The 25,332-nt window shown below is 73.7% G+C and carries 25 protein-coding genes and 1 pseudogene; 14 read left to right on the top strand and 12 right to left on the bottom strand.

The genetic code is table 11. The features are described 5' to 3' along the window. Positions 1 to 88 precede the first annotated feature (88 nt). From Q1V71_RS18870 to Q1V71_RS18855, 4 genes are all read left to right on the top strand, one after another. Positions 89 to 337 carry a hypothetical protein gene (locus Q1V71_RS18870; RefSeq protein ID WP_300645844.1) on the top strand — a complete coding sequence of 83 codons (249 nt, stop codon included), beginning with the start codon at positions 89 to 91 and terminating at the stop codon, positions 335 to 337. A gap of 209 nt (positions 338 to 546) precedes the next feature. After that, the gene (locus Q1V71_RS18865; RefSeq protein ID WP_300645843.1) at positions 547 to 1,542 is read left to right on the top strand and encodes an NlpC/P60 family protein; all 996 of its coding nucleotides are present in this window, start codon (positions 547 to 549) and stop codon (positions 1,540 to 1,542) included. Between the two features lie 34 nt (positions 1,543 to 1,576). Beyond that, a complete protein-coding gene (locus Q1V71_RS18860) occupies positions 1,577 to 2,776 on the top strand; it encodes a hypothetical protein (RefSeq protein ID WP_300645841.1) in 1,200 nt (399 codons plus the stop codon). Then, positions 2,773 to 3,972: a M48 family metalloprotease gene (locus Q1V71_RS18855; protein ID WP_300645840.1), complete on the top strand. Its 1,200-nt coding sequence runs from the start codon at positions 2,773 to 2,775 to the stop codon at positions 3,970 to 3,972. Before Q1V71_RS18860 ends, Q1V71_RS18855 begins: the two co-directional genes overlap by 4 nt. An 84-nt stretch (positions 3,973 to 4,056) precedes the next feature. Here the strand turns inward: Q1V71_RS18855 and Q1V71_RS18850 are convergent, their stop codons facing one another. The 9 genes from Q1V71_RS18850 to Q1V71_RS18810 form a co-directional block, all read right to left on the bottom strand. After that, on the bottom strand, positions 4,057 to 4,272 hold the full coding sequence (locus tag Q1V71_RS18850; protein WP_300645839.1) for a Flp family type IVb pilin: 216 nt from the start codon (positions 4,270 to 4,272) through the stop codon (positions 4,057 to 4,059). 151 nt (positions 4,273 to 4,423) lie between these two features. Further along, positions 4,424 to 5,080 (bottom strand): response regulator transcription factor, encoded by a 657-nt coding sequence (locus tag Q1V71_RS18845; protein ID WP_300645838.1) that lies wholly within the window; start codon positions 5,078 to 5,080, stop codon positions 4,424 to 4,426. Beyond that, complete coding sequence (locus Q1V71_RS18840) at positions 5,077 to 6,660, bottom strand: sensor histidine kinase (protein WP_300645837.1); 1,584 nt, start codon at positions 6,658 to 6,660, stop codon at positions 5,077 to 5,079. The genes Q1V71_RS18845 and Q1V71_RS18840 overlap by 4 nt, the downstream gene beginning before the upstream one ends. A gap of 16 nt (positions 6,661 to 6,676) precedes the next feature. Further along, a complete protein-coding gene (locus Q1V71_RS18835) occupies positions 6,677 to 7,597 on the bottom strand; it encodes a type II secretion system F family protein (protein WP_300645836.1) in 921 nt (306 codons plus the stop codon). A gap of 1 nt (position 7,598) precedes the next feature. Further along, complete coding sequence (locus tag Q1V71_RS18830) at positions 7,599 to 9,515, bottom strand: type II secretion system F family protein (RefSeq protein WP_300645835.1); 1,917 nt, start codon at positions 9,513 to 9,515, stop codon at positions 7,599 to 7,601. Next, on the bottom strand, positions 9,515 to 10,999 hold the full coding sequence (locus Q1V71_RS18825) for a CpaF family protein (RefSeq protein ID WP_300645834.1): 1,485 nt from the start codon (positions 10,997 to 10,999) through the stop codon (positions 9,515 to 9,517). Before Q1V71_RS18825 ends, Q1V71_RS18830 begins: the two co-directional genes overlap by 1 nt. Positions 11,000 to 11,004: 5 nt before the next feature. Continuing rightward, entirely contained in the window at positions 11,005 to 12,204 is a 1,200-nt protein-coding gene (locus Q1V71_RS18820; RefSeq protein ID WP_300645832.1) for an AAA family ATPase, read from the bottom strand. Positions 12,205 to 12,209: 5 nt separating this feature from the next. Beyond that, positions 12,210 to 12,968 carry a Flp pilus assembly protein CpaB gene (gene cpaB, locus Q1V71_RS18815; RefSeq protein WP_300645830.1) on the bottom strand — a complete coding sequence of 253 codons (759 nt, stop codon included), beginning with the start codon at positions 12,966 to 12,968 and terminating at the stop codon, positions 12,210 to 12,212. 188 nt (positions 12,969 to 13,156) lie between these two features. After that, a complete protein-coding gene (locus Q1V71_RS18810) occupies positions 13,157 to 14,947 on the bottom strand; it encodes a long-chain fatty acid--CoA ligase (RefSeq protein WP_300645828.1) in 1,791 nt (596 codons plus the stop codon). Between the two features lie 184 nt (positions 14,948 to 15,131). Here Q1V71_RS18810 and Q1V71_RS18805 point away from each other — a divergent pair, with 184 nt between their 5' ends. From Q1V71_RS18805 to Q1V71_RS18785, 5 genes are read left to right on the top strand one after another with little or no spacing between them, the layout of a single operon-like run. Beyond that, on the top strand, positions 15,132 to 15,569 hold the full coding sequence (locus tag Q1V71_RS18805) for an SRPBCC family protein (protein WP_300645826.1): 438 nt from the start codon (positions 15,132 to 15,134) through the stop codon (positions 15,567 to 15,569). Positions 15,570 to 15,577: 8 nt separating this feature from the next. Next, a complete protein-coding gene (locus Q1V71_RS18800; protein ID WP_300645824.1) occupies positions 15,578 to 16,804 on the top strand; it encodes an ArsA family ATPase in 1,227 nt (408 codons plus the stop codon). Next, positions 16,801 to 17,280: a hypothetical protein gene (locus Q1V71_RS18795; RefSeq protein ID WP_300645822.1), complete on the top strand. Its 480-nt coding sequence runs from the start codon at positions 16,801 to 16,803 to the stop codon at positions 17,278 to 17,280. Before Q1V71_RS18800 ends, Q1V71_RS18795 begins: the two co-directional genes overlap by 4 nt. Beyond that, positions 17,277 to 18,218 (top strand): ROK family glucokinase, encoded by a 942-nt coding sequence (locus Q1V71_RS18790; protein WP_300645820.1) that lies wholly within the window; start codon positions 17,277 to 17,279, stop codon positions 18,216 to 18,218. Before Q1V71_RS18795 ends, Q1V71_RS18790 begins: the two co-directional genes overlap by 4 nt. Positions 18,219 to 18,228: 10 nt before the next feature. Then, positions 18,229 to 19,290, top strand: coding sequence for an ROK family protein (locus Q1V71_RS18785; RefSeq protein WP_300645819.1), 1,062 nt, complete (start codon positions 18,229 to 18,231; stop codon positions 19,288 to 19,290). A 107-nt stretch (positions 19,291 to 19,397) separates the two neighbouring features. Here Q1V71_RS18785 and Q1V71_RS18780 read toward each other — a convergent pair whose 3' ends face one another. Both Q1V71_RS18780 and Q1V71_RS18775 read right to left on the bottom strand, forming a co-directional pair. Beyond that, positions 19,398 to 19,835, bottom strand: a complete 438-nt coding sequence (locus Q1V71_RS18780; protein WP_300645817.1) for a hypothetical protein — start codon at positions 19,833 to 19,835, stop codon at positions 19,398 to 19,400. 32 nt (positions 19,836 to 19,867) lie between these two features. Further along, positions 19,868 to 20,653: an alpha/beta fold hydrolase gene (locus Q1V71_RS18775; protein ID WP_300645815.1), complete on the bottom strand. Its 786-nt coding sequence runs from the start codon at positions 20,651 to 20,653 to the stop codon at positions 19,868 to 19,870. A gap of 92 nt (positions 20,654 to 20,745) precedes the next feature. Between Q1V71_RS18775 and Q1V71_RS18770 the strand changes: the two genes are divergently transcribed. From Q1V71_RS18770 to Q1V71_RS18750, 5 genes are read left to right on the top strand one after another with little or no spacing between them, the layout of a single operon-like run. Beyond that, positions 20,746 to 21,486, top strand: coding sequence for a 1-acyl-sn-glycerol-3-phosphate acyltransferase (locus Q1V71_RS18770; RefSeq protein WP_300645814.1), 741 nt, complete (start codon positions 20,746 to 20,748; stop codon positions 21,484 to 21,486). Beyond that, the gene (macS, locus tag Q1V71_RS18765; RefSeq protein ID WP_300645954.1) at positions 21,483 to 22,676 is read left to right on the top strand and encodes a DUF5931 domain-containing protein; all 1,194 of its coding nucleotides are present in this window, start codon (positions 21,483 to 21,485) and stop codon (positions 22,674 to 22,676) included. Before Q1V71_RS18770 ends, macS begins: the two co-directional genes overlap by 4 nt. Further along, entirely contained in the window at positions 22,673 to 23,206 is a 534-nt protein-coding gene (locus Q1V71_RS18760; protein WP_300645813.1) for a flavin reductase family protein, read from the top strand. Before macS ends, Q1V71_RS18760 begins: the two co-directional genes overlap by 4 nt. Positions 23,207 to 23,226: 20 nt before the next feature. After that, positions 23,227 to 23,856: a response regulator transcription factor gene (locus tag Q1V71_RS18755; protein ID WP_300645952.1), complete on the top strand. Its 630-nt coding sequence runs from the start codon at positions 23,227 to 23,229 to the stop codon at positions 23,854 to 23,856. Then, positions 23,853 to 24,782: a hypothetical protein gene (locus tag Q1V71_RS18750; RefSeq protein WP_300645812.1), complete on the top strand. Its 930-nt coding sequence runs from the start codon at positions 23,853 to 23,855 to the stop codon at positions 24,780 to 24,782. Before Q1V71_RS18755 ends, Q1V71_RS18750 begins: the two co-directional genes overlap by 4 nt. A 123-nt stretch (positions 24,783 to 24,905) precedes the next feature. Here Q1V71_RS18750 and Q1V71_RS18745 read toward each other — a convergent pair. Then, a pseudogene (locus Q1V71_RS18745) lies at positions 24,906 to 25,332 on the bottom strand (hypothetical protein); the annotation flags it as partial.

Genomic DNA, 25,332 nt, shown 5'->3' with positions numbered 1-25,332 from the left:
GGGGCCGGGCGGGTGCGCGGCACACTTCACGACTCGCTGCGACACGCCCGGGCCCACACTGTCGGTGGGCCCTGCCACCGTCACGGACATGACGACGAGGATCGACTGCGACACCTGCGTGGTGCGCGGACTGGCCTGCCACGACTGCGTGGTCACGGTGCTGCTCGGGCCACCCCCCGAGCTCTCCTTCGACGAGGAGGACCGCGAGCTGCTCGGGGCCCTCGCCGCGGGAGGGCTGGTGCCGCCGCTGCGGCTGGTGACGGCCAGCGACGGCCCGGGGGAGGGGGCGCACGACCCGCACACCGACGGACGGCACCCGGGAGCGGCGACCGCCTGACCGGCAGCCGTGCAGCCGCGCTGTGACGGGTGGGACCTCCGTGACTGGAGTGACGAGATGCTGCCGGTTCCGGCCGGGATTGCGGTGAAATCCCCGCGCGACGTGCGGTGAAACTTGGTCGGCCGCGAGACGAACGGCTACCGTCGCGCGGGGTGCTCGTGGGAGCGGACCGGGGACGGGTCCGCGCGGGTGCCGCGTGACTCCAAGGAGTGCCCTCGCTCGTGCTGCAGCGTCGTACGCGAATCACCAGCCTGATCTCGGGCGCCCTGCTGGCCGGTCTGGTGGGCCTGGTCCCCTCGACCCCCGCCCAGGCGGAGCCCGACATCGCCGACGTCGAGGCCCGGGTCGACCGGCTCTACCACGAGGCCGAGCAGGCCTCCGAGCGCTACAACGACGCCCGGTTGGAGCTGGAGGAGCTCGAGCGCGACCTCGCCGCCGTGAGCTCCGACCAGTCCCGCCAGGACCGGCGCCTGCGCGCGGTGCGCGAGCAGGTCCGCGACGCCGTCATCCGCACCTACGAGGGGCACACGCTCTCCGCCGTCGGCCAGGTCGCCCTGTCCGGTGACCCCTCGGACTTCCTCTCGCAGCTGTCCACGATGACGGCCTACGACGACCTCACCGACCAGCTCTTCGACACCTACGCGGGCGAGGTCAAGGCGCTGGACATCCGGCACCAGGCCACCTCGCAGCGCACCAACGAGGTCGCGCAGCTCGAGGAGCGGCTCGCCGAGGAGAAGGCGACCATCGAGGAGAAGCTGGAGGAGGCCGAGGGCCTCCTCGCGCGGCTCGAGGCCGACGAGCGCGAGGAGATCGTCTCCCGCGACAGCGAGCGGCTCCCCACCGACGTGCCCGCCTCCGGCCGGGCCGGCGCGGCGATCCAGTACGCCATGGCCCAGGTCGGCAAGGCCTACGTCTACGGTGCCGCCGGGCCCAGCGCCTTCGACTGCTCGGGGCTCACGATGATGGCCTACCGCGCGGCCGGCATCAGCCTGCCGCACTCCTCGAGCGCGCAGTTCTCCTCGGGCACGCGGATCGCCGAGAGCGCCCTCCAGCCCGGTGACCTGGTCTTCTACTACAGCCCGATCAGCCACGTCGGGATCTACCTCGGCAACGGGATGATCGTCGACGCGGCCAATCCCAGCTCGGGTGTGCGGGTCGCCCCGCTGAACTCCATGCCGTACGTCGGGGCCGTCCGCCCTGGCTGAGCCCGTCGGTCCGCCCCGCCGCTCCTGGCGGCGGGTGCTGGCCACGCTGCTGGTGGCCACCGTCGCGGTGGTCACGGCAGTCGTGCTGCTGAGCGACGACCGGTACGTCGCTCCGCCCGCGCCGCCCGCCGCCGCGGGCGTCGACGCCGCTGGTGCCTCCGCCGCCCTGTCCGCGCTCGCGCAGGCGCTCTCGCGGGGCGACGAGGAGACCAGTGCCGCGCTCGCGCCGGACGGCGACTCCGCCGCCCGCGACCTCCTCGCCGCGCTCGCCGGGAACGCCGCCGACCTGCGGGTCGAGGGCGTGGTGCTCCGCTTCGTCGACCAGGTCGGGGTCCTGCGCGAGGACGGCAGTTGGACGGCGCGTGCCGACCTGACGTGGGAGCTGCGTGGCCAGCCCTCCGGACCGGCGCGGACCGAGGTCGAGGTGGGGCTGCGCCAAGGTGAGGGGCGCGTCGCGGTCACCGGCTTCACCGGGGGACGTGTCCCGCTGTGGCTGCGCGGGCCGGCGCTCGTCGAGCGGGCCGGAGACACGCTCGTGGTGACCGCGGGGCAGGACCCGGCGCCGTACACCGCCCTGGCGGCGCGGGCACTGCCGCAGGTGCGTCGCGTGCTCCCCGACCTGCGCGGCGGCCTGGTCGTCGAGGTCCCCGGCAGCAGCACGGAGCTCGACGCGGTGCTGGGTGTGCCCGAGGGGACGTACAGCGGGGTGGCGGCGGTCACCGCCTCGGTCGACGGCCGCACCGTCGGGTCCGCTCCGGTCCACGTGTTCGTCAACCCCGAGGAGCTCGGCCGGCTGCGACGGACCGGCGCCCAGGTGGTGATGACCCACGAGGCGGTGCACGCACTGACGGGGGCGCCCACGAGCCGCGCACCCGTGTGGCTGGTGGAGGGCTTCGCCGACTACGTGGCGCTGCGCGACGTCGACCTGCCGCTGTCGCAGACCGCCGCCCAGGTGCTGGCGCAGGTGCGGCGCGAGGGTGCGCCGGACCGGCTGCCCGGGGAGGCGGAGTTCGACGTGACCGCGCCCCACCTGGGGGCGGCGTACGAGGCGGCCTGGCTGGCCTCCCGGGCCTTGGTGGAGCTGGCAGGGGAGGACGCGCTCCTCGAGGTCTACGCGAGTGCGGGCGCCGGGACCGACATCGAGGCAGCGCTCCAGCAGGAGGCGGGCCTGGACCTCGCGACCCTGACCGACCGGTGGCAGGAGCTGCTGCTCGACGCGGCGAGGTCGGCATGAGCACCCGCCGGGTGTCGCTGGTCGTCCTGCTGGTGGCCGGGGCCGCCTTCGCGGTGCTGGCCGCGGTGCTGGTGCCGTGGTCACCGGTGCCGGGAGGTACCCCCGCTCCGGTGTCGGTCGAGGAGGTCTTCACCAGCACCGAGGTGGCCCGCGCGGAGGACTTCGCGGGGACCCTGCGCACCTGGTCGGCCCTGTCGATGGCCGTGAACCTGCTGGTGCTGGGCCTGCTGGCCGCCTCCGCCCGCGTGCGTCGTCTCGTCGCGCGGCTGCCGGGGCCGTGGTGGGTGCAGGCCCTCCTGGCGGTGCTGGCGGTGGAGCTGGTGTCGCGGGCGGCGACCCTGACGTTCTCGGTGCTCCAGCGACGGCACGTCCTGGACGCCGGTCTCTCGGACCAGTCCTGGGCCGGGTTCGCCCGGGACGCCGTGGTCTCGGAGGCGGTCGACGTGGCGGTGACGGGGCTGCTGGTCGTGGTGCTCGTCGGGGTCGCGCGCCGCTGGCGCACCGCCTGGCCGGCGGTGGTGGGGGTCTCCGTGGCCGTCCTCGTCGCGCTGGGGAGCTTCGCCTACCCGGTCGTGGTGGAGCCGCTCTTCAACCGCTTCACCCCGCTGCCGGACGGCGAGCTGCGCTCCGGCGTGCTCGCCCTGGCCGAGGCCGAGGGCGTCCCCGTGGACGAGGTGCTGGTCGCCGATGCCTCTCGTCGCACCACCACGCTGAACGCCTACGTCTCCGGCTTCGGCGGCACCCGACGGGTCGTGCTCTACGACAACCTGGTCGAGGACGTGCCGACCCCGGAGGCGCTGAGCGTGGTGGCGCACGAGCTCGCCCACGCCCGCAACGACGACGTGCTGGTGGGCACCGCGCTCGGGGCGCTCGGGGCCGCGACCGCCGTGGGTCTTCTCGGCGTGGCCCTGGGCCGCCGGCGGCTCGGCGACCCGCGTGTCGTGCCGGTGCTGCTGGTGCTGCTCGCCGCCGGCACGCTGGTGACGGCGCCGGTGCAGAGCGGCCTCAGCCGCCGGATCGAGCTGCGGGCCGATGGCGAGTCGCTGCGGTTCACGGGCGACCCGGAGGGCTTCGTGGCGCTCCAGCGACGGCTCTCGCTCCGCTCGCTCTCGGACCCGACGCCGCCCGCGCTGTGGCACTGGGCCTTCGGCACGCACCCGACCGTGCTCGTGCGTGTGGCCCTCGCCCGGTCCTGACGGACGGGAGAGGGCCACACGGGTCGTCTTCTCGGGAGCCTCTTGGTCAGGCCCAGGTCGGGCTTCGCCAAGCGAAGCTCAGCGTCAGGGGCGCGAGCAGCCGGTGCCGGTGCCGCTGGTGGCGATGCAGTTCTCCGTCTTGTCGAAGAGGCCCGTGATGGTGCCGTTGAAGGCGAAGACGACGGCGACGATGAGCGCCGCGATGCCCGCGATGAGCAGGCCGTACTCCACGGCGGAGGCGCCGCGCTCGTCACGGGCGGCGAAGCGGGCGTCCAGCATGATGCGCAGGAACTCGAGCATGGTGTGTTCTCCCCTGGTGGTCGGGGTTCCCGACGGGGAACCTCATGTGCCCATCCTCCGCCGGGAAGGTGCTCAGGCTCATCGGGAGAGCGGCCGAGCCGCGGTAGTCACTTCGGACTACGCCTGTGGCACGACCGCGGACGCCGCGGAATCAAGATGTGGTCGGGCCAGGGTTCACGCTGGAGAGCAGCCCGATGCGCATCGCGGTGACCAGGGCCTGGGCGCGGTTCGCGGCGCCCAGCTTCTGGTAGATCCGGGCGATGTGGGATTTCGCCGTCGACTCGCTCATGTAGAGCTGCGCGCCGATCTGCGCAGCGCCCAGGCCGTCGGCCAGGAGCACCAGCACCTCGTGCTCGCGGTCGGTGAGGCGGGAGGACTCGGTCGCTCCGCGGCGCATCATCGCACCGACCAGTCCGCTGCAGATGAACGAGCGGGGCGAGACGTGGGCGTGCCGGGCCGCCTTGACCACCTCCGTGGACGGGGCGTCCTTGCCCACGAAGCCGGAGGCGCCGGCCTCCATCGCGGCGAAGATCTGGTCGTCCCCGGAGTGCATGGTCAGCACGATGAGGCCCACGTCGTCGTGGTCGCGGCGCAGGGCGCGCACGATGTCGAGGCCGGTGCCGTCGCCGAGCTGGAGGTCGGTGACGACCACGTCGGGGCGCACCTCGGCGAAGCGCGCCAGCGCCTCACGGACCGAGCCGGCCTGGCCGGCCACGTGCATGTCGGGCTGGAGGTCGAAGACGCCGGCGAGCCCGGTGCGGATCAGCTCGTGGTCGTCGACCAGCATCACGGAGATGGACTCGCTCATCGAGGAGAGGTCACCTGCTTCGGTCGGGGGGTGGAGGGAGCGGTAGCGCCGGCCGGCTCGGGGGAGAGCCGCACCGTCACGTCCAGGCCGCCGTCGGGGGGCTCGGTGATGCTGAGCTCGGCGTCGATGAGGCGTGCGCGCTCCCTCATGATGCCCATCCCGTAGGAGTCTGTCCGCGCCTCGCCCAAGCCGCGGCCGTCATCGCGCACCGAGATGGCGGCGTACGGTGCCGCCACCTGGCAGTGGACCCGGATGACCCTGGCGTGCGCGTGCTTGACCGCGTTGTTGAGCGCCTCCTGGGCGATCCGGAACAGCTCGGCCTCGACCTCGGGGCGCAGCCGCTGCGGCTGCTCGTCGAGCGTGACCTCGATCGGCACGCCCGAGGTCTGGCTGAGGTTGCGCGTGACGCCGATGATGGCGCTGCCGAGCGACTCGCTGGTGCCCACCGTGGTGCGCAGGGTCGTGACCGAGCGCCGCACCTCGGCGACGATCGCCGTGACCCGCTCGCGCAGCATCATCAGCTGCGCCTCGAGCTCGGGCGTGGGTGCGGCGGCGGCGAGGGCATCGACGACGTACCCCAGGGACGCGATGTCCTGGGCGACACCGTCGTGCATCTCCCGAGAGAGGCGCTGGCGCTCGTCGGCGGTGGCGATGTCGCGGAACCCCTCGAAGAGCAGCCCCGTCTGCAGCGGCACTGAGCGCTCGACCAGCACCTCCTGCAGGTGGGCGACCCGGCGGCGCAGCTGCGCGTCGTCCACCGTCGTCCCCGGCGGCAGGGTGCCGCTGACGACGGCGACCGTGCCGCGGTGCCCCTCGAGGGGGAACGCGAAGCAGCCGTGTTCCACCAGCAGCTGTTCCCGCGACCAGGCACGGGCGGCGATCTCTGCACACCGGTCCGGGTCGCCGCCAGCGAACGACTTCGCGGCGAGGGTGGCGAGGTGGTCGTCCAGGGGCACGTGGATGCCCACGGTCGAGACGGGCACCTCGTCGAGCACCGCGTCCAGGATGAGCCCGCCGAGGCTGCGTGGATCCAGCCCCGCGGAGAGCCCGATGCTGAGGCTGTTCAGCTCGCGCAACAGGTCGGTGGCGTGCCGGTACGGCGCCAACGGGTCGTCGTCACGCAGGGCGCCGCGGACGAAGGTGGCCACCATGCCCAGGGCGAGTCCCATGGTCGCCCACGTGAAGATGCCCAGCGCCTGCTCATTGGTCAGCGTGCCTTCTGTCGCCAGTGAGACGAAGACAACGGTCACCAACTGGGCGGAGAGGGCGAGCAGCACCCCTTCGAACCCGCGCCAGAGACCGGCGATGAAGGGCGGGACGGCGAGGGCCCCGAGCACGGCCAGGGAGTCGATCGTGAGGGCTGCCACAAGCCCGACGACGGCGGCGTCGATGATGGTGACCGGCCCGCGGGCTCGGAGCGAGCGTCGCTCGACCAGCGCTGCGGTCGCCCAGTGCGTGCTGAGCACGGCCAGGGCGATGACCGAGGCGACGTCGCGGTCCCACAGGATCGGTCCACCGAGAGCCAGCAACACGAAGCCGCGCGCCGCCGCTGAGATCCGCAGGTCCGGACCGGTCCTCATGGTTTCCTCCGCCGCCTCAGAAGCTGTCCAGGATGGTGATGACAGCCGGTCCGAGGACGGCGATGAAGAGGGTCGGGAGGATGCAGAAGATCAGGGGCACCGTGATCTTCACCGGCACCTGCTGCGCCTTCGCCTCGGCCCGCTGCCGGCGCTTGACCCGCATCTCGCTGGACTGGACGCGGAGCACCTGTCCGACCGGGACGCCGAAGGAGTCGGCCTGGACCATCGAGCTGACGAAGGTCTTGAGGTCGGCGACGTTGGTGCGGTCCGACATGGCGCGCAGCGCGGCGGCCCGCCCTTGGCCGATCTGCATCTCCCGCAACACGCGCGAGAACTCCTCGGCGAGCGGACCGTTGGTGTTGCGGGCGACCTGCTGGACGGCGGCGTCGAAGCCGAGGCCCGACTCGACACTGATGGTCATCAGGTCGACGGCATCGGGGAGGTCGCGCTGGATCTCCATCGAGCGGTCGTAGGCCTTCTGATAGAGGTAGAGGCTGGGAGCGAAGAAGCCGAACACCAGCCCACCCAGCAGCGCCGCAATCCGCACGGAGCCGCCAACACCCAGGAGCAGGCTGAGCAGCAGGGCGACCACCACACCGAGGACGGCCCCGATGACTTTTCCGGCGGTCACCCGGTCCACGGTCAGACCGGCGGGGTTGCCCGCGAGGTCGAGCTTGCGACGGATCCGCTCCGCGGAGTCCGCGCCGGACAGTCGGCGCCCGAGGCCCAGGGCTCGGGCCTGGAGCGGCTCCCACACCCGCTCACTGAAGGGTCGGTCGACCTCGTCGGTGAGCGCCTTGGGCGCCGCCGTCATCGCCTGCAGCATCGCCAGCGACTTGCCGATCCCCGAAGCCTCGGCGTCGCTGGTGGTCGCGGAGGCCACGAGCAGGATCGAGGTGAGCACGAGCAGCACTCCGAGCACGAGCAGCAGGGTCATCTCACACCTCCACCTTCACCAGGCGGCTCATCCAGAACACTCCCACACCGAGCCACAGCGTGGCACCGATGAGCATCACCCATCCGCGAGGATCGGTGAACAGGACGCCGACGTAGTCGTAGTTCGTCAGCACGAGGTAGAGCAGGAACAGCGGCGGCAGCAGGCCCAACACCCACGCCGACAGCTTGCCCTCGGCGGCGAGCGCGGCGACCTGGCGCCGGACGTACTCCCGCTCCCGCATCGTGCCGGCGACCGTGTCGAGGAGCTCGGCGAGGTTGCCGCCCACCTGGCGCTGGATCCGGATGGCCATGACCACCCACTCGAAGTCCTTGCTGTCGAACCGCTCGGCCAGTCCCTCCAGCGCGTCCTCGATCGTGACGCCGAGCCGGGTCTCGACCAGGACACGGCGGAACTCCGTGGCGATCGGCTCCGGCCCTTCTCGTACGACGGTGTCGACCGACTGCGCGAGCGAGAGCCCGGCCGACAGCGACCCGCTGATGAGCTGCAGCGTGTCGGGCAGCCCCGCGTTGAACGCCTTGCGCCGCCGCGACTGCCGGATGCCGAGATAGACCCAGGGCCCCACGACCCCGAGACCGATGAAGAGCAGCCCGAGCAGGATGTTCCCGGCGCCCAGCAGCAGGCCGAGCACGCCGGCGACGACCACGACGCCGGTGTGCACCAGCAGCCACTCGGCCGGCTTGAGCTCGCTGCCGGCGCCGTCGAGCCGGGCCGCGATCTTCGCCTCGAGCCCCTTGTTGCGCTTCAGCACGTTGGCCGCGGCGTCCTTGGCCTGGGCGATCGCCTGCTCGGTGTCGATCCGCGGCCCCTCTGGCTCCGTCGCCCCTCCTGCCTTCGCGGTGTAGGACGCCACGCGGTCGGCCGCCGTGGGCGCGGGTGCCGGGGTGGGCACCAGCAGCACCAGCAGCACGACCAGCCCGACGCCGAGCAGGGTGATCCCGGCGTACATCGCCCACGAGGGGAGGGCCCAGCCGCTGCTGCGGACGAGCTGGTCGTCGACGCCGGTGCCGCCGGCGATCGACGAGGCCACCGTGGCGAAGGCCTCGGCGCTCAGCTCGCCGGCGCTGGTCGTGAGCGTGACGGCGACCTGCTGCTCCACGCTCTGCAGGTCGGCGGGCAGCTCCGCCGTCACGAGCACCTGGCGGGTCAGGGCGTCTGCCTCGGCGGCGAAGGTCCCGCTCAGCGCCTCGCTCGTGGCGGGGATGACCTCGCCACCGCCGGCCTCGGCCAGGGTGGTGAGGTCGCCGCCGGGACTTTGCTCGAGGGAGACGACGTCGAGGGTCACCTCGGCGGTCGAGACCGCGGCGGTCACCGACTCCAGGGTCGTCTCCGTGGTGTCTGCGCCGTCGGACAGCACGACGAGGGTGCGCTGCCCCTCGGTGCCGGCCATGTCGACGGCGCTCAGCACACCGTCGTACAGCGCGGTCTGGCCCGACAGCGAGAGCTCGCCGATGACGGCGCGGGCGGCGTCGCGGTCGGTGGTCGGCGCCAGGGGTTGGGCGACCTCCCGTGCGAAGGTGACGATGCCCAGCGAGACGTCGGCGGGCAGACCGTCGACGTAGGCGAGGGCAGCGGACTGGGCGGCGGCGAAGCGCTCGCCCTCCATCGAGTTGCTGGTGTCCATGACCAGCACGGCGGTGCGCTGCACCGCGCCCGAGGTGCCGGCCGGCTCGGCGGTGGCCTCCACGTCGGTGCCGCCGACGCTCACAGCCACTGAGTCGAGGTCGGGATCGGCCGAGGGCGGGAGCGAGACGACCAGCTGGACCCGGCCGTCGTCGGTGGGCTCGACGTAGGAGATCGCCGCCGCCTCGCCGGCGGCGCCGGACGTGCCGGATCCCCACGCGGCCGTGGGCAGCAGCCCCAGCAGCGCGGCGACCAGGAGCAGGGCGACCCGACGCATCACATCCGGTCCGTCGCGAAGATCATCGGGTCGACGGTGACGTTGGAGTGCGCCATCTTCTCCAGGAACTTCGGCCGCAGGCCGGTCGGGCGCAGCCGGCCCAGCGAGCGGCCGTTGGCGTCGAAGCCCAGGGAGTTGTCGTAGACGAAGATGTCCTGCAGCGTGATGACGTCGCCCTCCATCCGCTCCACCTCGGTGATGTGGGTGATGCGGCGCGAGCCGTCCTTGAGCCGTGACTGGTGCACGATGAGGTCCACCGCGCTGGCGACCTGCTCGCGGATGGCGCGCATCGGCAGGTCCATGCCGGCCATGAGCACCATCGTCTCCATGCGCGAGAGCGTGTCGCGCGGGCCGTTGGAGTGCAGGGTGCAGATCGAGCCGTCGTGGCCGGTGTTCATCGCCTGGAGCATGTCGAGCGCGGAGGCGTCTCGGACCTCGCCGACGATGACGCGGTCGGGCCGCATGCGCAGGCTGTTCTTGACCAGGTCGCGGATGGAGACGGCGCCCTTGCCCTCGATGTTGGCCGGGCGAGACTCCAGCCGCACCACGTGGTCCTGCTTGAGCTGCAGCTCGGCGGCGTCCTCGATGGTGACGATCCGCTCGTCGCCGGGGATGAAGGACGACAGCACGTTGAGGGTGGTCGTCTTGCCGGCGCCGGTGCCGCCGGAGACGATCACGTTGAGCCGACCACGGATGCACGCCTCGAGGAAGTCGCAGGTCTGCGGCGTCAGCGAGCCGAAGGAGATCAGGTCCAGCGCGGTCAGCGGGTCCGCGGCGAACTTGCGGATCGTCAGCGCCGAGCCGTCCACGGCCAGCGGCGGCACGACCGCGTTGACGCGCGAGCCGTCGGGCAGTCGGGCGTCGACCATGGGGGAGGACTCGTCGACGCGGCGGCCGATGCGGGAGACGATCTTGTCGATCGTGCGGCGCAGGTGGGCCTCGTCGGCGAAGTGCGCGTCGGCGGGCACGAGCTTGCCCTTGCGCTCCAGCCAGATGTCCTTGTGGCCGTTGACCATGACCTCGGAGACGTCGGGGTCGCGCAGGAACGGCTCGATGGGCCCGTAGCCCAGGATGTCGTCGCTGATCTCCTGGGTCACCCGCTGCCGGTCGCTGCTCGACAGCGGTCGGTCCTGCGCGCTGAGCACGTCGGCGAGCACCGCGCGGACCCGCTGGTCGAGCTCGTCGGAGTCCATGTCCGCGTCGTACAGGTGGGGGCCCAGCTGCTTGAGCAGCTCGCTGTGGACGCTGCTCTTCAGCTCCTCGATCCGGTCGCCCGCCTGGGCGGAGAGCCGACGCCGCGGCTCCGCCGCAGGGGTACGACGGTTGGCGGCGACGGCCGCGGCACTGCTGGCACCCGGGGCGGGTGTGCCGGGCTCGCCCTGGGCAGGAACGGCGCCGTCGGCGGCCCCCGGGGCGGTGGGGTCGGCGGCGGCGTCCCCGGAGCCCTGACGGGCGGCGGCGAGGCGGTCGGCGAGACTGCTCATGGGTGCTACCTCCTGAGCCGGAAGCGGGTGCGGCTGCGGGCTGCCTCGTCACCCGCGGCGTCGGTGGGTGCGGGAGCCGCCGGCTCGCCGAGACCGGCGAGCGGGACCCCGGCGATCTCGGAGGCGAGGGCGCGGACGGCCTGGCTGGTCTGGTGGCCGGGGGTGGCCACGACGATCGGGTTGCCGGAGTTGGTGGCGGCGGCGACGTCGACCGAGGAGGACACCGAGGCCGCGACCGGCATCCCGAGGATGCCCTCGACCTTGTCGGGGGTGATGCCGACGGCGTCGTCGGCGCGGTTGAGCAGCAGGTGCCGGTGACCCCGGGCGATGTCGAGCATGTCGAGGGTCTCCAGGGCGACCTTGACGTTCTTCAGCGTCGGCACGTCGAGAGTGGCGACGATGACGCACTCGTCGGTCTCGTCCAGCGCCGTGAGGACCTGCTCGTCGAAGGAGGGGGCCGTGTCGACGACGACGAAGTCGAAGCCCTCGCGCAGCGTGCGCAGCACCTTGCCCACGAGGGCGGGGGAGACCCGCTCCCGCACGTCGGGGTGGGCGGGAGCGGCCAGGACCATCATCGAATCGGCGTGCCGCGTCAGCAGGGTGTCGAGCTGCGCGGCGTCGAGGGTCTCCTCGGAGCCGATGGCGTGCTCGATGGAGTGGGTCGGGAAGAGCTGCATGGTGATCGCGACGTCGCCGAAGGCCAGGTCGAGGTCGACCAGGCAGACCCGCCGGGCTCCGCGCTCGGTCAGGGCCAGCGCGAGGTTGACCGCCATGGTGGTCTTGCCGACACCGCCCTTGGGGGAGAAGACGGTGATGACCCGGCCGAGCTGCTGGGCTCCGCTGGGCCCGCGCAGGGCGGTCCACAGCTCACGGGCGCGCTCGACCGCGCTGCTCAGCGAGACGGTGTCCTCGACGTCGACGACGTCGCGCGCCCCGGCCTTCATCGCGTTGGCCAGCACGGTGGTGTCGAGCTTGTCGCGCACCAGCACCACGCTCACGGTCGGGCGGGAGGTGCGCAGGTCCCCGCAGACCTTGAGGCAGTCGTCGAGGTCGAGGTGCGGGCCGAGCACGGCCACGAACTCGTCGGGGTGCTGGTCCAGCCAGGCGCGCATGCGGTCGAGGGAGTCGACCCCCTGGCTCCCCGGGGGCAGGCTGGACAGCAGCGCGGTGACCGCGCTGGTCTCGGAGTCGACGGCGACAGGCATGGGCGCTAGTTCTGCAGCAGGTTGTCGACGGTGGTGGCCGGGGCGAGGGTGACCTTGGAGTCCTCGGTGAGCAGCGCGAAGGAGAGCTCGCCCTGCTGCTGGGCGAGCAGCACGCGCTGCATCTGGGCCTGGCTCACCGAGAGCGTGATGAGGGTGCGGGGGAGCGACTCGACGACCTGCTGGCCGCCCTCCTGGCCCTGGCCCTCGGTGGTGGTGGTCGTCGTGGTCACCGGGGTGGTGGAGCCGACCGCGATCACCGTCACCCGGGTCAGCAGCACGCTGGAGAAGGGCGCTCCCGTCGTCGGGTTCGAGCCGGTGAGGAAGATCGCGACCTCGGAGCCGGGGTTGACGAAGCCGGCGACGCGGGCGGGGTCGGTGAGGTTGATCGACATCGCCATGTCCCCCTCCTCGGGGATGTTCAGGCGGGTCTCCTCGACGGCAGTGTCACCGAGCTTCTGGGGCACGACCTGCTCGCCGGGGTAGATCACCGTCAGCGCGATCTGCTCGGCGACGTCCCCGGTGGTGACCAGCGCACCCGGCAGCACCTGACCGCGCGGCACGGCCTGCAGCGCCAGCTTGCCGGCGGCCGCGGCGTCGGCGATGCGCTCGCCGCGCTCGATCTGGGCGGTGGCCACCAGGACCTCGGTCGTCTCGAACCGCTCCTCGGCGCGGTTGTCGGCGCCGCGGACGTACAGGAAGACCAGCACCGTCCCCAGTGCGGCGACCACGGCGGCCGCGACCAGGAGAACCCTGCGTCGGTCCATCGGTGAGCCTCTCGTTCGTGGGGGCGAGGGGCCCCCACCCCCATGTCCCCATGTCATGCCGGGACGCCGAGGCGTCCCCCTCCGCGGTTCATGCTAGGGACCGACGACCCTGGCGAGGGGGGTTTTCAACCAATTGCCGACGGCACCGGTCCGAGCGCTCCGGACGAGGGTGCAAGGGCGGCGGTGGCTCAGCGGTAGAGCGCGTCGACGTGCGCCCGGGACTCCCGCACCACGACCGAGCGGCGCAGCTTCAGGCTGGGCGTGAGCTGCCCGCCCTCCTCGGTCCACTCCTCGGCCAGGACGGTGAACTTGCGGATCGACTCGGCCTTCGAGACGGCCTTGTTGGCCTCCTCGACGGCTTCCTCCACCGCGGCCCGCACCTCGGGGCCGTCGAGGAGCTTCTCCGGGGAGCCGGACAGGCCGTGGGTCTGCGCCCAGACCGCGAGGGCCTCCCGGTCGATGGTGACCAGGGCGCCGATGAAGGGCTGGCCGTCGCCGACCACCAGGCACTGGTCGACCAGCGGGTGGGCGCGGACCCGGTCCTCCAGCACCGCAGGGGCCACGTTCTTGCCGCCGGCGGTCACCAGGATCTCCTTCTTGCGACCGGTGATCCGCACGAAGCCCTCGTCGTCGACCTCGCCGACGTCGCCGGTGTGGAACCAGCCGTCGCGCTCGAGGGCCTCGGCCGTGGCCTCCTCGTTGCCCCAGTAGCCGGCGAAGACCTGGCCGCCGCGGAAGAGCAGCTCGCCGTCCTCGGCCACCCGGACAACGGTGCCCGGCAGCGGGCGTCCGACGGTCCCGATGCGGTGGGCCCCGGGCAGGTTGACGGTGAGGGCGGCGGTGGTTTCGGTGAGCCCGTAGCCCTCGAGGATCGTCAGCCCCACGCCGCGGTAGAAGTGGCCGAGCCGCTCGCCCAGGGGAGCGCCCCCGGAGACGGCGAAGGTGCACCCGCCGCCGAGGGCGGCCAGCAGCTTGCCGTAGACCAGCCGCTGGAAGAGCGCGTGCTCGGCGCGCACCCGCACGGGGACCCGGCCCCGGTCCTGGGCCCGCGACCAGGCGATCGCGGTCTCGGCGGCGCGGTCGAAGACCTTCCCGCGGCCCTCGGCGGCGGCCTTCTGCGAGGCGGTGTTGAAGACCTTCTCGAAGACCCGGGGCACGGCGAGGATGAAGGTCGGCTGGAACGACTGCAGGTCCGGCAGCAGGTTCTTGACGTCCGGGCTGTGGCCGAGGCGGGTGCGCGACATGACGCTGCCCACCTGGATGATCCGGGCGAAGACGTGGGCGAGCGGGAGGAAGAGCAGCGTCGAGGCGCCCTCGGTGTCGAAGAGCGACTCCAGCTCCTCGGTGGCCACGCCCAGCTCGAAGAGGAAGTTGCCGTGCGTGAGCATGCAGCCCTTGGGGCGGCCGGTCGTCCCGGAGGTGTAGATGATCGTGGCCAGGTCCAACGGGGTGGTCCCGGTGCGTCGCTGCTCGAGCACCTCGTCGGTCACGTCCTCGCCGAGGCGGCGCAGCACGTCGACGCCGTTGTCGGCGAAGGACCACACGTGCCGCAGGTCCTCCAGCCCGGCGCGGGCGGCGGAGACCCGCGCGGTGTGGTCGGGGCCCTCGGTGACGACCGCGACGGCGGCGGAGTCGGCGAGGATCCACGCGACCTGCTCCTCGGAGGAGGTCTCGTAGACGGGCACGGTCACCGCGCCGGCCCACCAGATGGCGTAGTCGAGCAGCGTCCACTCGTAGCGGGTCTTGGACATGAGGGCGACCCGGTCGCCCGCCTCCACGCCGGCGGCCACCAGGCCCTTGGCCACGGCGCGCACCTCGGCGGCGAACTGCGCAGCCGTGACGTCGCTCCAGCCGCCGCTGCCGTCGGGGCGGGCCATCACGACGGCGTCCGGGGCCTCGGCCTCGTTGCGGACGACGGCGTCGGTGAGGTTGCCGGTGGTGGGGACCTCGACGGTCATGGGCGTCGAGTACTCGCGCACAGCGGGCTCCTCGTTCCTGGTCTGGTGGACGTGCCCGGGCACGTTACCGCCGTCGGCGCCGTCCGCCTCATCCGGTACGCTCGCGCAGCCGGACCGGGCCCGTCCCGGCCGCACCGCTGTGGCCGCGGTCACGGTCCGGGACGAGGCTGGACGAGGGCTCGACGAGCCGAACGAGGGAGTCGCAGTGGCTGAGCAGACCACGTCGTCGATCGTGATCGACGCCGCACCGTCGGACGTGATGGCCGTGATCGCCGACTTCCCGGCGTACCCCGCCTGGGCGAAGGGCGTGACCGTCGCCGACGTGCGGGCCACCGGCCCCGACGGTCGGGCCGAGCAGGTCTTCTTCGCCCTCGACGTCTCCCCGATCAAGGACGAGTACACCCTCGCCTACACCTGGGACGGCGACCGCGAGGTCACCTGGACCCTGGTGGAGGGCAAGATGCTGCGCGCCCTCGACGGCGCCTACGTCCTGCGCGACAAGGGCGGCTCGACCGAGGTCACCTACCGCCTGGCCCTGGACGTCTCGATCCCGCTGATCGGGATGCTCAAGCGCAAGGGCGAGAAGATCCTCATCGACACCGCGCTCAAGGGGCTCAAGAAGCGCGTCGAGCAGCTGGGCTGAGCCTGCTGGTGCGCATCCTCCTCTTCACCGGCAAGGGCGGCGTCGGCAAGTCCACCGTGGCCTCCGGCACGGCCGCGCTCGCCGCTGCCGACGGTCACCGCACGCTGGTGCTCTCGACCGACGCGGCGCACTCGTTGGCCGACGCCTTCGGTGCGCCGGTCGGGCCGGAGCCGACCGAGGTGGCGCCCCGGCTGTTCGTCCAGCAGGTCGACGCCCAGCTGCGGTTCCAGCAGTCCTGGGCCGACATCCAGCGCTACCTCCTCTCCGTCCTCGACGTGGCCGGGGTCGATCCTGTCGCCGCCGAGGAGCTCACCGTCATCCCCGGTGCCGAGGAGGTCCTCGCGCTGCTGGAGCTGCGCCTGCAGGTGCTCTCGGGCGCCTGGGACGTCGTCGTCGTCGACTGCGCCCCGACGGCCGAGACCCTGCGGCTGCTCGCGCTGCCCGAGGCGCTGGGGTGGTACATGCAGCGCGTCCTGCCCGCCGAGCGGCGCATCGTCAAGGCGCTCAAGCCGGTCCTGCAGCGCGCCGCCGGCGTCCCCATGCCCGGCGACGACGTCTTCGACGCGATCGAGCGCCTGCACGGCGAGCTCGACGAGGTGCACGCCCTGCTCTCCGGCCCCGACGCCTCCGTGCGGCTCGTGCTGACCCCGGAGACCGTCGTGCTGGCCGAGGCGCGCCGCAGCTACACCAACCTCTCGCTCTTCGGCTACCGCGTCGACGGCGTCGTGGCCAACCGGGTCTTCCCCGCCGGTGGTGACGCGTGGCGCGAGGGCTGGGTCGCGGCCCAGGACGCCGTGCTCGGCCAGGTGGCGCAGTCCTTCGCCGGGCTGCCGGTGTGGCGCTCGGAGTACCGCCCCCTCGAGCCCGTGGGAGTCGACGCGCTGCGCACCCTCGCCGCCGAGGTGTACGCCGGTTCCGACCCCCTCGCCCCGCCTCGCGGTGAGGGGCCGTTCCAGGTGACCCGCACGGACGCCGGTGCCGTGCTGAGCCTCGCGCTGCCCTTCGTGACGCGCGCCGAGGTCGACCTGGCGCGCAACGGCGACGAGCTGGTCGTCACCGTCGGGTCCTACCGCCGGCTGCTGACCCTGCCCTCCGGGCTCTCCCGGCTGCGGGTCGCGGGCGCGCGGTTCGAGGACGGTCGGCTGCAGGTCCGCTTCACCGACCCCGCGGCGACGGCCCCCGGACAGGCCGCGCCCGCCCCCGCCGTACGCCGTCAGCGGGCGGCCCGCCGATGAACCAGCCGCCGCCCACCGGCCCCGGAGGCCCCACCCCGCCCGGGGGACCCGGCGACCCCGAGGACCTCGGCACCGTGGCCGAGGAGGCCGCCAAGCTGCTCGGCGCCCTCGGCGACTGGGCGCGCGACCAGGGCACCGACTGGGCCCAGGGTGCCGCCGGGCTCGCCGACCACGCCGCCACGACCGCCCGCCAGGTGCGCGACCACCTCGACGACAACCTCGCCAACGGCAGCGAGGAGTGCCGCTACTGCCCGGTCTGCCGCACCATCCACGCGGTGCGCCAGATGAGCCCCGAGGTCAAGGCGCACCTCACCACGGCGGCGACCTCGCTGCTCCAGGCGGCCGCCGGCGTCATGGCCACCCAGGTGCCCTCCGGCTCCGCGGGCGGTCAGGCCGGCCGGTCGGGCGTGGAGCACATCGACCTCGACGACGACACCGACGACCAGACCGACCCCGATCCGGAGACCCACGCGTGAGCCTGACCTGCGGCATCGACATCGGCGGCACCAAGATCCTCGGTGGGGTCGTCGACGAGGACGGCGCGATCCTCGCCGAGCTCCGGGTGGAGTCCCCGGCCAGCGACGAGGAGGCCATCGAGCGCGCCGTCTGCGACCTGGTGCGCCGACTCTCGGCCGAGCACCCGGTGGAGGCGGTCGGCGTCGGCGCCGCCGGCTACGTCGACAAGTCGCGTTCGACGGTGATGTTCGCGCCCAACATCGCGTGGCGCGACGTGCCGCTGCGTGCCGAGCTGGAGCGCGACCTCGGCCTGCCGGTCGTGGTGGAGAACGACGCCAACGTCGCGGCCTGGGGCGAGTTCCGCTTCGGCGCGGGCGCCGACGTCGACGACCTGCTGCTGGTCACGGTCGGCACCGGTGTGGGCGGTGGGCTCGTGCTCGACGGCTCGCTCTACCGCGGGGCCTTCGGCGTCGGCGCGGAGATCGGCCACATGCGCGTGGTCCCCGGCGGCATCCTGTGCGGCTGCGGCAACCACGGCTGCTGGGAGCAGTACGCCTCCGGCTCGGCGATGGTGCGCGAGGCCCGCTCCGAGGCCCGGGGCGGGTCGCTGCTGGCCCGGCACCTGCTCGACCTGGCCGGCGGCGACGCCGACCGGATCAGCGGGCCGCTCATCACCGAGGCCGCCCGCGGCGGCGACCCGTTCTCGACCGAGCAGCTGGCCACCCTCGGCCGCTGGCTCGGTGAGGGGATCGCCTCCCTCACGGCGGTCCTGGACCCCGCCGTCTGCGTCATCGGCGGCGGCGTGAGCGAGGCCGGCGACCTGCTGCTCCAGCCGATCCGCCAGGCCTTCGCCGGCCAGCTGACCGGTCGCGGTCACCGCCCGAACCTCGAGATCCGCAAGGCCCGCCTGGGCAACCGCGCCGGCCTGATCGGCGCCGCCGACCTGGCCCGGCGCTGAGCGGCCGACGGTGAGCGGTCCGACCGTGTCGCTGGTCCAGGCCGCCGGGGCGGCCCTCCGCGCGCCCGTCGGCGGCGCCCCGGTCGTGGGGGTGGACGTGGGCGGCACCAAGGTGATGGCAGCCGAGGTCGGGCCCGACGGCACCGTCCTGCGCGTCGCCCACCGCGCCACGCCCGGTCGCCGGGTCGACGTCGCGCTGCTCGAGGACGCGCTGACCGAGGCCGTCCGCGAGGTCGCCGCGGGTCGTCGCCTCGCCGGCGTCGGCCTGGCCGCAGCCGGCTTCGTCGACGCCGCGGGGGAGCGGGTCATGTTCGCCCCGCACCTGCCCTGGCGGGGCCAGCAGGTGCGGGCCCGGCTGGCCGAGCGCTGGCAGGTGCCGGTCCTGCTCGACAACGACGCCAACTGCGCGGCCCGGGCCGAGGCGGCGTACGGCGCCGCGGTCGGCGCGCGCGACGCGCTGGTCGTCACGCTCGGCACCGGCATCGGCGGCGCGGTCGTCCTCGACGGCGAGCTGCACCGCGGACGCAACGGCATGGCCGGGGAGTTCGGGCACATGCAGGTCGTGCCCGACGGGCGTGAGTGCGAGTGCGGGGGACGGGGCTGCTGGGAGCAGTACTCCTCCGGCAACGCCCTGGTCCGGCATGCCCGGGCGGGCCTGGCCGAGCCGGGCGCCGCGGGTCCGCTGCTCGACCTCGCCGAGGGCGACCCCGCCCTCGTCGACGGCCCCATGGTCACCGAGGCCGCCCGGGCTGGTGACAGCGTGGCGCTGGCGGCCTTCGCGAGCGTCGGCGGCTGGCTCGGCACGGGTCTGGCCAACCTGGTCGCGGCCCTCGACCCCGAGGTCGTGGTGGTCGGCGGTGGCGTCTCGGCCGCCGACGACCTGCTCCTCGAGCCCGCGCGCCGCGCCTTGGTCGCCTCGCTCGTCGGCGCCGAGGACCGCGTCGTTCCGCCGGTGCTGCGTGCCGCCCACGGCCCGGAAGCCGGTGCCGTCGGCGCGGCCAGCATGGTCCGCGACGCGCTCGGTCGCGGCCTGCGCCCGCGGCGGGCCCGGCGCTCGCGTCGGCGGCGATAGAGCGTCGTCACTGGCATCGACCGGGTCTCGACACGCCGGTCGCGACCTCGTCCCTCGGCCGCGCGGCTCGCTCGACCACCATCAGCGCGCCCGCTGGCGCGTGCGCGCTACACCCGCGAGCCGTCGTCCCAGGGGTCCCGCGGCTCCTTGGGCATCCGGGCGACGAGGTAGCAGAACCCACCCACGAACCAGGCGATCATCAGGTAGCCCACCCAGTCCGGCAGGTCGAGGCCCAGCACGAGCGAGACCAGCAGGAGGATCGGGGAGCCGATGACGCCCATCCAGGCGATGCCGCGGTCCGGCTCGGGGATGGGCAGCGGCGGCGGGGGCGGGGGCACGTAGGAGTCGGCGTCCTCGGCGTACGCCGGGGTCGGCTCGTCCGGCTCCTCCTCGACCCACGCGGCCGGGTCGTCGCGGCGCGCGGCCGCCGGGGGAGCGCTGGGGGGGACGGCAGGAGGAGTGGCCGGGTCGTCGTCGAGCTCGGCGCGCTCGCCGAAGTTCTCCACGATCGCGCGCCAGGCGTCGTCCTCTCCCTCGCGCTGCACCCGGCCAGCCTAACGAGGGACGGCCAGCCGACCTACGCCGAGCCCTCGATGCCGGCCACCCGCCGGGCGAAGGCCGCGGACTCCTCGACGATGGTGTCGAGGTCGTGGTCGAGCGTGGCGACGTGGTAGCTCTCGGGCAGCCGCACGACGCGGACCTCCCCGGACACGCCCGAGGTGATGAGCGGCTCGGAGGAGTCGTCGACGACGTGGTCGACGGTGGAGCGCAGGTAGAGCACCGGTACCCGCACCTTCGGCAGGTCGGCGACCAGCGGGCCCCAGGCCTGCATCATCGAGTGCACCGCCTTGAGCGGGGTGCGGGTGTAGCCGTGCTCCTCGACACCCGGCTTCTTGATGTCGTTGGCGATGCCGGGGAAGGACGGCACCACGTGCTTGAGCACCGGCAGCAGCTTGACGTCGAGCCGCTTGGTCGAGACGGCCGGGTTCACGACGACCACGCCGGCGATGGAGGGCTCGTCGGCGGCCAGGCGGAGCACGAGGGCTCCGCCCATCGACAGCCCGGCGGCGACCACCACGTCGGTGCGCGCGGCGAGGCGGCGGTGGGCGGCCCGGAGCTCGGCGTACCAGTCCGACCAGCGCTTGGTGTTGAGCTCCTGCCACGTGGTGCCGTGCCCGGGCAGGCGCGGCACCTCCACGGCGTACCCCTGCGCGGCCAGCGCCTCGGCCCACGGCTTCATCGAGGCCGGCTGGCCGGTGAAGCCGTGGGAGAGCAGCACCCCGATCCGGCGTCCGCCGGTGGCGTCGGGGTCGGCGTCGGTGGCGAGGGGCTCGGCGAGGGGGTGCAGCGGCAGCGCGGTCATGGCGCGATCCTGCCGCACGTCGGGGGTCGGCGTGGCGCGACCCGGCAACCTCCGCGTATCTCGATCGGCCGGATCTGCCCTAGGGTGGCCGGGTGTTCTACTGGTTCCTCAAGTGGGTCGCCATCGGGCCGCTGCTGCGCGTGGTCTTCCGTCCCCAGACCGAGGGCGCCGAGCACGTCCCCGAGGAGGGGCCGGCGATCCTGGCGAGCAACCACCTCTCGTACGCCGACTGGTTGTTCATGCCGCTCACGCTGAACCGTCGCGTCACCTTCGTGGCGAAGGCGGAGTACTTCACCGGCAAGGGCGTCAAGGGCTGGCTGCAGCGCACCTTCTTCTCCGGCTCCGGCCAGGTGCCGATCGACCGCGCGGGCGCCGATGCCGCCGCCGGGGCGCTGCTCTCGGCCAAGCGCGTCCTCGGCGAGGGCGGGCTCTTCGGGATCTACCCCGAGGGCACCCGCTCGCACGACGGCAAGCTCTACCGCGGCAAGACCGGCGTGGCCCGGCTCGCGCTCGAGACCGGCGTGCCGGTCATCCCGGTGGCCGTCGTCGGCACCGACGTCGTGGCGCCCCCGGGCAAGAAGTTCGGCTCGTTCACCCGGCCGGTGGTGCGCTTCGGCCCGCCGCTGGACTTCTCGCGCTACGAGGGCCTGGAGAACGACCGCTACATCCTGCGTTCGATCACCGACGAGATCATGTACGAGATCATGCGGCTCTCCGGCCAGGAGTACGTCGACATGTACGCCACCCGCGCCAAGGAGCTCTCCAAGGCCGAGGCGGCCGAGGCCGCCGCGGCGGGCTCCACCGGTCCCGCTGGGGAGCGGAAGGCGTCCTGACGCCGCACCAGGCGCCCCGCCCGGGCGGCGAGCCCGCCGCCCTCGTCGTCGAGGACCGGATCTTCCGGGCGCTCGCTGTCCTGCGGGCGGTCCTGGTGCTCAACACCGTCGGGGTCGGGGTGTGGACCGCTGACGAGCTCGACCGGCCGTGGGTCGGCGCGCTGGCGATCAGCGCGATCGTGCTGTGGTCGGTGGCCGTCACCGCGGCGTACGCCGACGCGGCCCGCCGCACGCCGCTGCTGCTGGCCGCCGACCTGGCCGTCGCCCTGGCGGCCCTGCTCGCGACGCCGCAGGTCAAGGCCGACGGCTTCGACGCGACGCTCGCGGGCTACTGGGTCATGTCGCCGATGTTCGCCTGGGCCGCTCGCTGGGGCTGGCGGGGCGGGCTCGCCGCTGGGCTGTCCGTCGGTGCCGCCGACCTGCTCATCCGCGACGAGCTGACCCAGGTCACCTACGGCAACGTCTTCCTGCTCGCCATCGGTGGGCCGGTCGTGGGCTACCTCGTGGAGTCATTGCAGCGCTCGGCCGTGCAGCGCGACCGGGCCGAGCGCGAGGCGGCCGCCGCGGCCGAGCGCGCGCGGCTGGCACGGGCCGTCCACGACGGGGTGCTGCAGGTCCTGGCGCTGGTGCAGCGCCGCGGCGGCGAGGTGGCCGCGACCGACCCGCGGCTCGCCGAGCTGGGCCGGCTCGCCGGGGAGCAGGAGGAGGCGTTGCGCGCGCTGATCCGGGCCCAGGACCGCGTGGTGCCACCGGCTGCTGGCGGCGGTGCCACCGTGGCCGACCTGGCCGCCGCGCTCGCGACCCTGGAGTCGCCGCGGGTCGTCGTGTCCCTGCCCGGCGGGACCGTCCCGCTGCCCGAGGCGCAGGTCGCCGAGGTGCTGGCCGCGGTCGCGGCGTGCCTGGACAACGTGGAGCGCCACGCCGGCCCCGACGCGCGCGCCTGGGTGCTCCTGGAGTCGCTGCCGGGGGCCGTGACGGTCTCGGTGCGCGACGACGGGCCCGGCATCCCCGACGGTCGCCTCGCGCGCGCCGGTGCCGAAGGACGGCTCGGCGTGACCGGGTCCATCGAGGGCCGGCTGCGCGACCTCGGCGGCCGCGCCGACCTCGCCACCGGGTCGTGGGGCACCGAGTGGACCCTCACCCTGCCCGTCGCCCCGGCCGTCGCCCCTGCAGGAGGTCCCGCACCGTGACCATCCACACCGAGCACCCCTTCGCCGACCCCGACCCCGATCCCGTACGCCGCTTCCGCGGCCGGCTCGGGGGCGCCGTCACCGTGTGGACCGCGGGTTCCGGGGCCGACCGCGCCGGTCTGACCGTCTCCTCCCTCGTCGTCGCCCTGGGGCGGCCGGCCCACGTGGTCGGGCTGCTCGACCCGGACGCCGACCTCACCGAGGCGCTGCGCGACACCGGGCGCGTGGTCGTCCAGGTGCTCTCCTGGGCCGACCGCTCGCTGGCCGAGGTCTTCGCCGGCCAGGCGCCGCTGCCCGGGGGGCCCTTCCGGGCCGTGGAGTGGGAGGAGACGCCCTGGGGGCCTCGGCTCGTGACGGCCAGCACCTGGCTCGGCGCCGAGCTGGTGGAGGAACGCGAGCTGGGCTGGTCCGCGCAGGTGACCTGCCGCATCGCCCACGTCGAGGTCGCCGACGACCCGCCGACCGGGGCGCTGGGCCACCGCCGGGGTCGCTGGCTGCCGCTCGGGCATGGCCTAGGGTCCGACGCGTGAGCGAGCAGCCGCTGCGGGTCATGGTGGTCGACGACCACCCGATGTGGCGCGACGCGGTGGAGCGGGACCTGGCCGGTGCCGGTTTCGACGTGGTCGCGGTCGCGGCCGACGGGGACCAGGCGATCGCCCGGTTCCCCGCCGCCCGGCCGCAGGTCGTCGTGCTGGACCTGCAGATCCCCGGTCCCAGCGGAGTCGAGGTGGCCGAGCGGGTGCTGCGCCACGACCCCTCGGCACGGGTGCTGATCCTCTCGGCCAGCGGGGAGCAGGACGACGTGCTGGCCGCGGTCAAGGCCGGCGCGACCGGCTACCTCGTGAAGTCGGCCTCCCGCGAGGAGCTGATCGACGCCGTGCGCCGGACCGCCGCGGGCGACCCCGTCTTCACGCCCGGGCTGGCCGGGCTGGTGCTGGGGGAGTACCGCCGGCTCTCCGACCCGACCCCCTCGGGCCCTGAGGTCCCGCAGCTGACCGAGCGGGAGACCGAGGTGCTGCGGATGGTCGCCACCGGCATGTCCTACAAGCAGATCGCCGAGCGACTGGTGCTCTCCCACCGCACGGTGCAGAACCACGTGCAGAACACGCTGCGCAAGCTCCAGCTGCACAACCGGGTCGAGCTGACCCGCTGGGCGATCGAGCAGGGGCTGGAGGAGTGAGCCCGGACCCCGCCGGGGACGGCTCCGACGAGGAGACCGAGCAGCTGCTCGCCCTCGCCGAGCGGCTCTACGGACTCCCGCTCCCGGACTTCACCCCCGCGCGCGACGAGCTGGCCAAGCGGCACAAGGGGACGCCGCTGGCGGCGCGGCTCAAGGCGCTGCGCAAGCCCGCGACCGCTGCCTGGGTCGTCGACCTGCTGGTGCGGCACGAGACCGAGCAGGTGGAGCAGGTGCTGGCCGTCGGCGCGGCGCTGCGCTCGGCCCAGGAGTCCATGTCGGCCGACGACCTGCGTGCGCTCACCAAGCAGCGCCGCCAGCTGACGGCCGCCGTCACGACGACGGCACGCGGACTGGCCCGTGAGCACGGCCTCAAGGTGACTGCCTCCGTCGCCGACCAGGTCGAGGCGACGCTCACGGCCGCCATGGTCGACGCGGAGTGCGCCCGTGCCGTCCGCAGCGGGCTGCTCGTCGCGCCGCTGGCCAGCACGGGCGTGGACGAGGTCGACGTGGCGGCCGCGGTCGCCCTGGCCGAGGCGCTGGGGTTCGAGGCGGCGCCCGCTCCGCAGGCCGAGCCGGCCGGTCGGCCCGCGCTCACCGTCGTACCCGACCCCGAGGCGGACGCCAAGGCCCGTCGGGCCGCCGAGGACGCCCTCGCCGAGGCCGACTCGGGACTGGCCGATGCCGAGGAGTCCTTAGCCGAGGTGCAGTCCGAGGTCGGTGAGCTCGAGGCCCGCGCGCTCGAGCTGCAGGCCGAGATCGACGAGCTCAAGCGCCGGCTGGCCGAGCTGGAGTCCGACGCCGACGACGTCGACGACGCGCTCGAGGAGGCCGAGGCCGCTCGCGACGAGGCGCAGGCCGCCCGGGACGAGGCCCGCGCGGCCCGGGACGAGGCGGCGCGGGCGATGGAGCGGCTGTCGGCTCGCTGAGGGTCCGCGGCCCGGGTGATGGGGGCAGCCGAAAGACTCAGCTCTCGAGGGCACGCTCCACGGACCGTGTCGAGGGAGTCGACCCGCTGCCGCAGGTGTGAGCGCCAGCAGTCCGAGGGGCCGTCAGGCGGCCGGGGTGCGCCATCCCGTCGCGGCGAGGTCACCGGCGAGCTCCAGGCGGCGACTGGGGTACAGCTCGACGACGCGCACAGGGCTGGGGGACGGGCGTTCTGCTCCGGACGCATCCGGGCCGCTTCCGGAGTTGGGCAGGGTGCGGGTGCCGGTGGCGTCGCGGAGGTAGGTGTGGCCGTGGGGGTCGCGCCAGAGGTGGATGCCGGGGAAGGGTTCGCGGACCTGCCAGCCGCCGTGGGTCTTGAGGCGGTGGTGGAAGGTGTGGAGGGGGCCGAGGTTGTCGACGCGGGTCTGTCCCTGGGGGTGTTCGGCTCCGGGTGGCTGTTCGTGCCGGGGTGGTTGCCAGGGTTCCTCGTGGTCGATCTGGGTGTGGCTGCTGGTGGAGTTCGCGGTGCCCCAGGGGAAGGTCTCGACGGGG

Source organism: Nocardioides sp. (genome assembly GCF_030149505.1).
Lineage (GTDB): Bacteria > Actinomycetota > Actinomycetes > Propionibacteriales > Nocardioidaceae > Nocardioides.
This window is presented reverse-complemented; position numbering and strand designations above follow the sequence as displayed.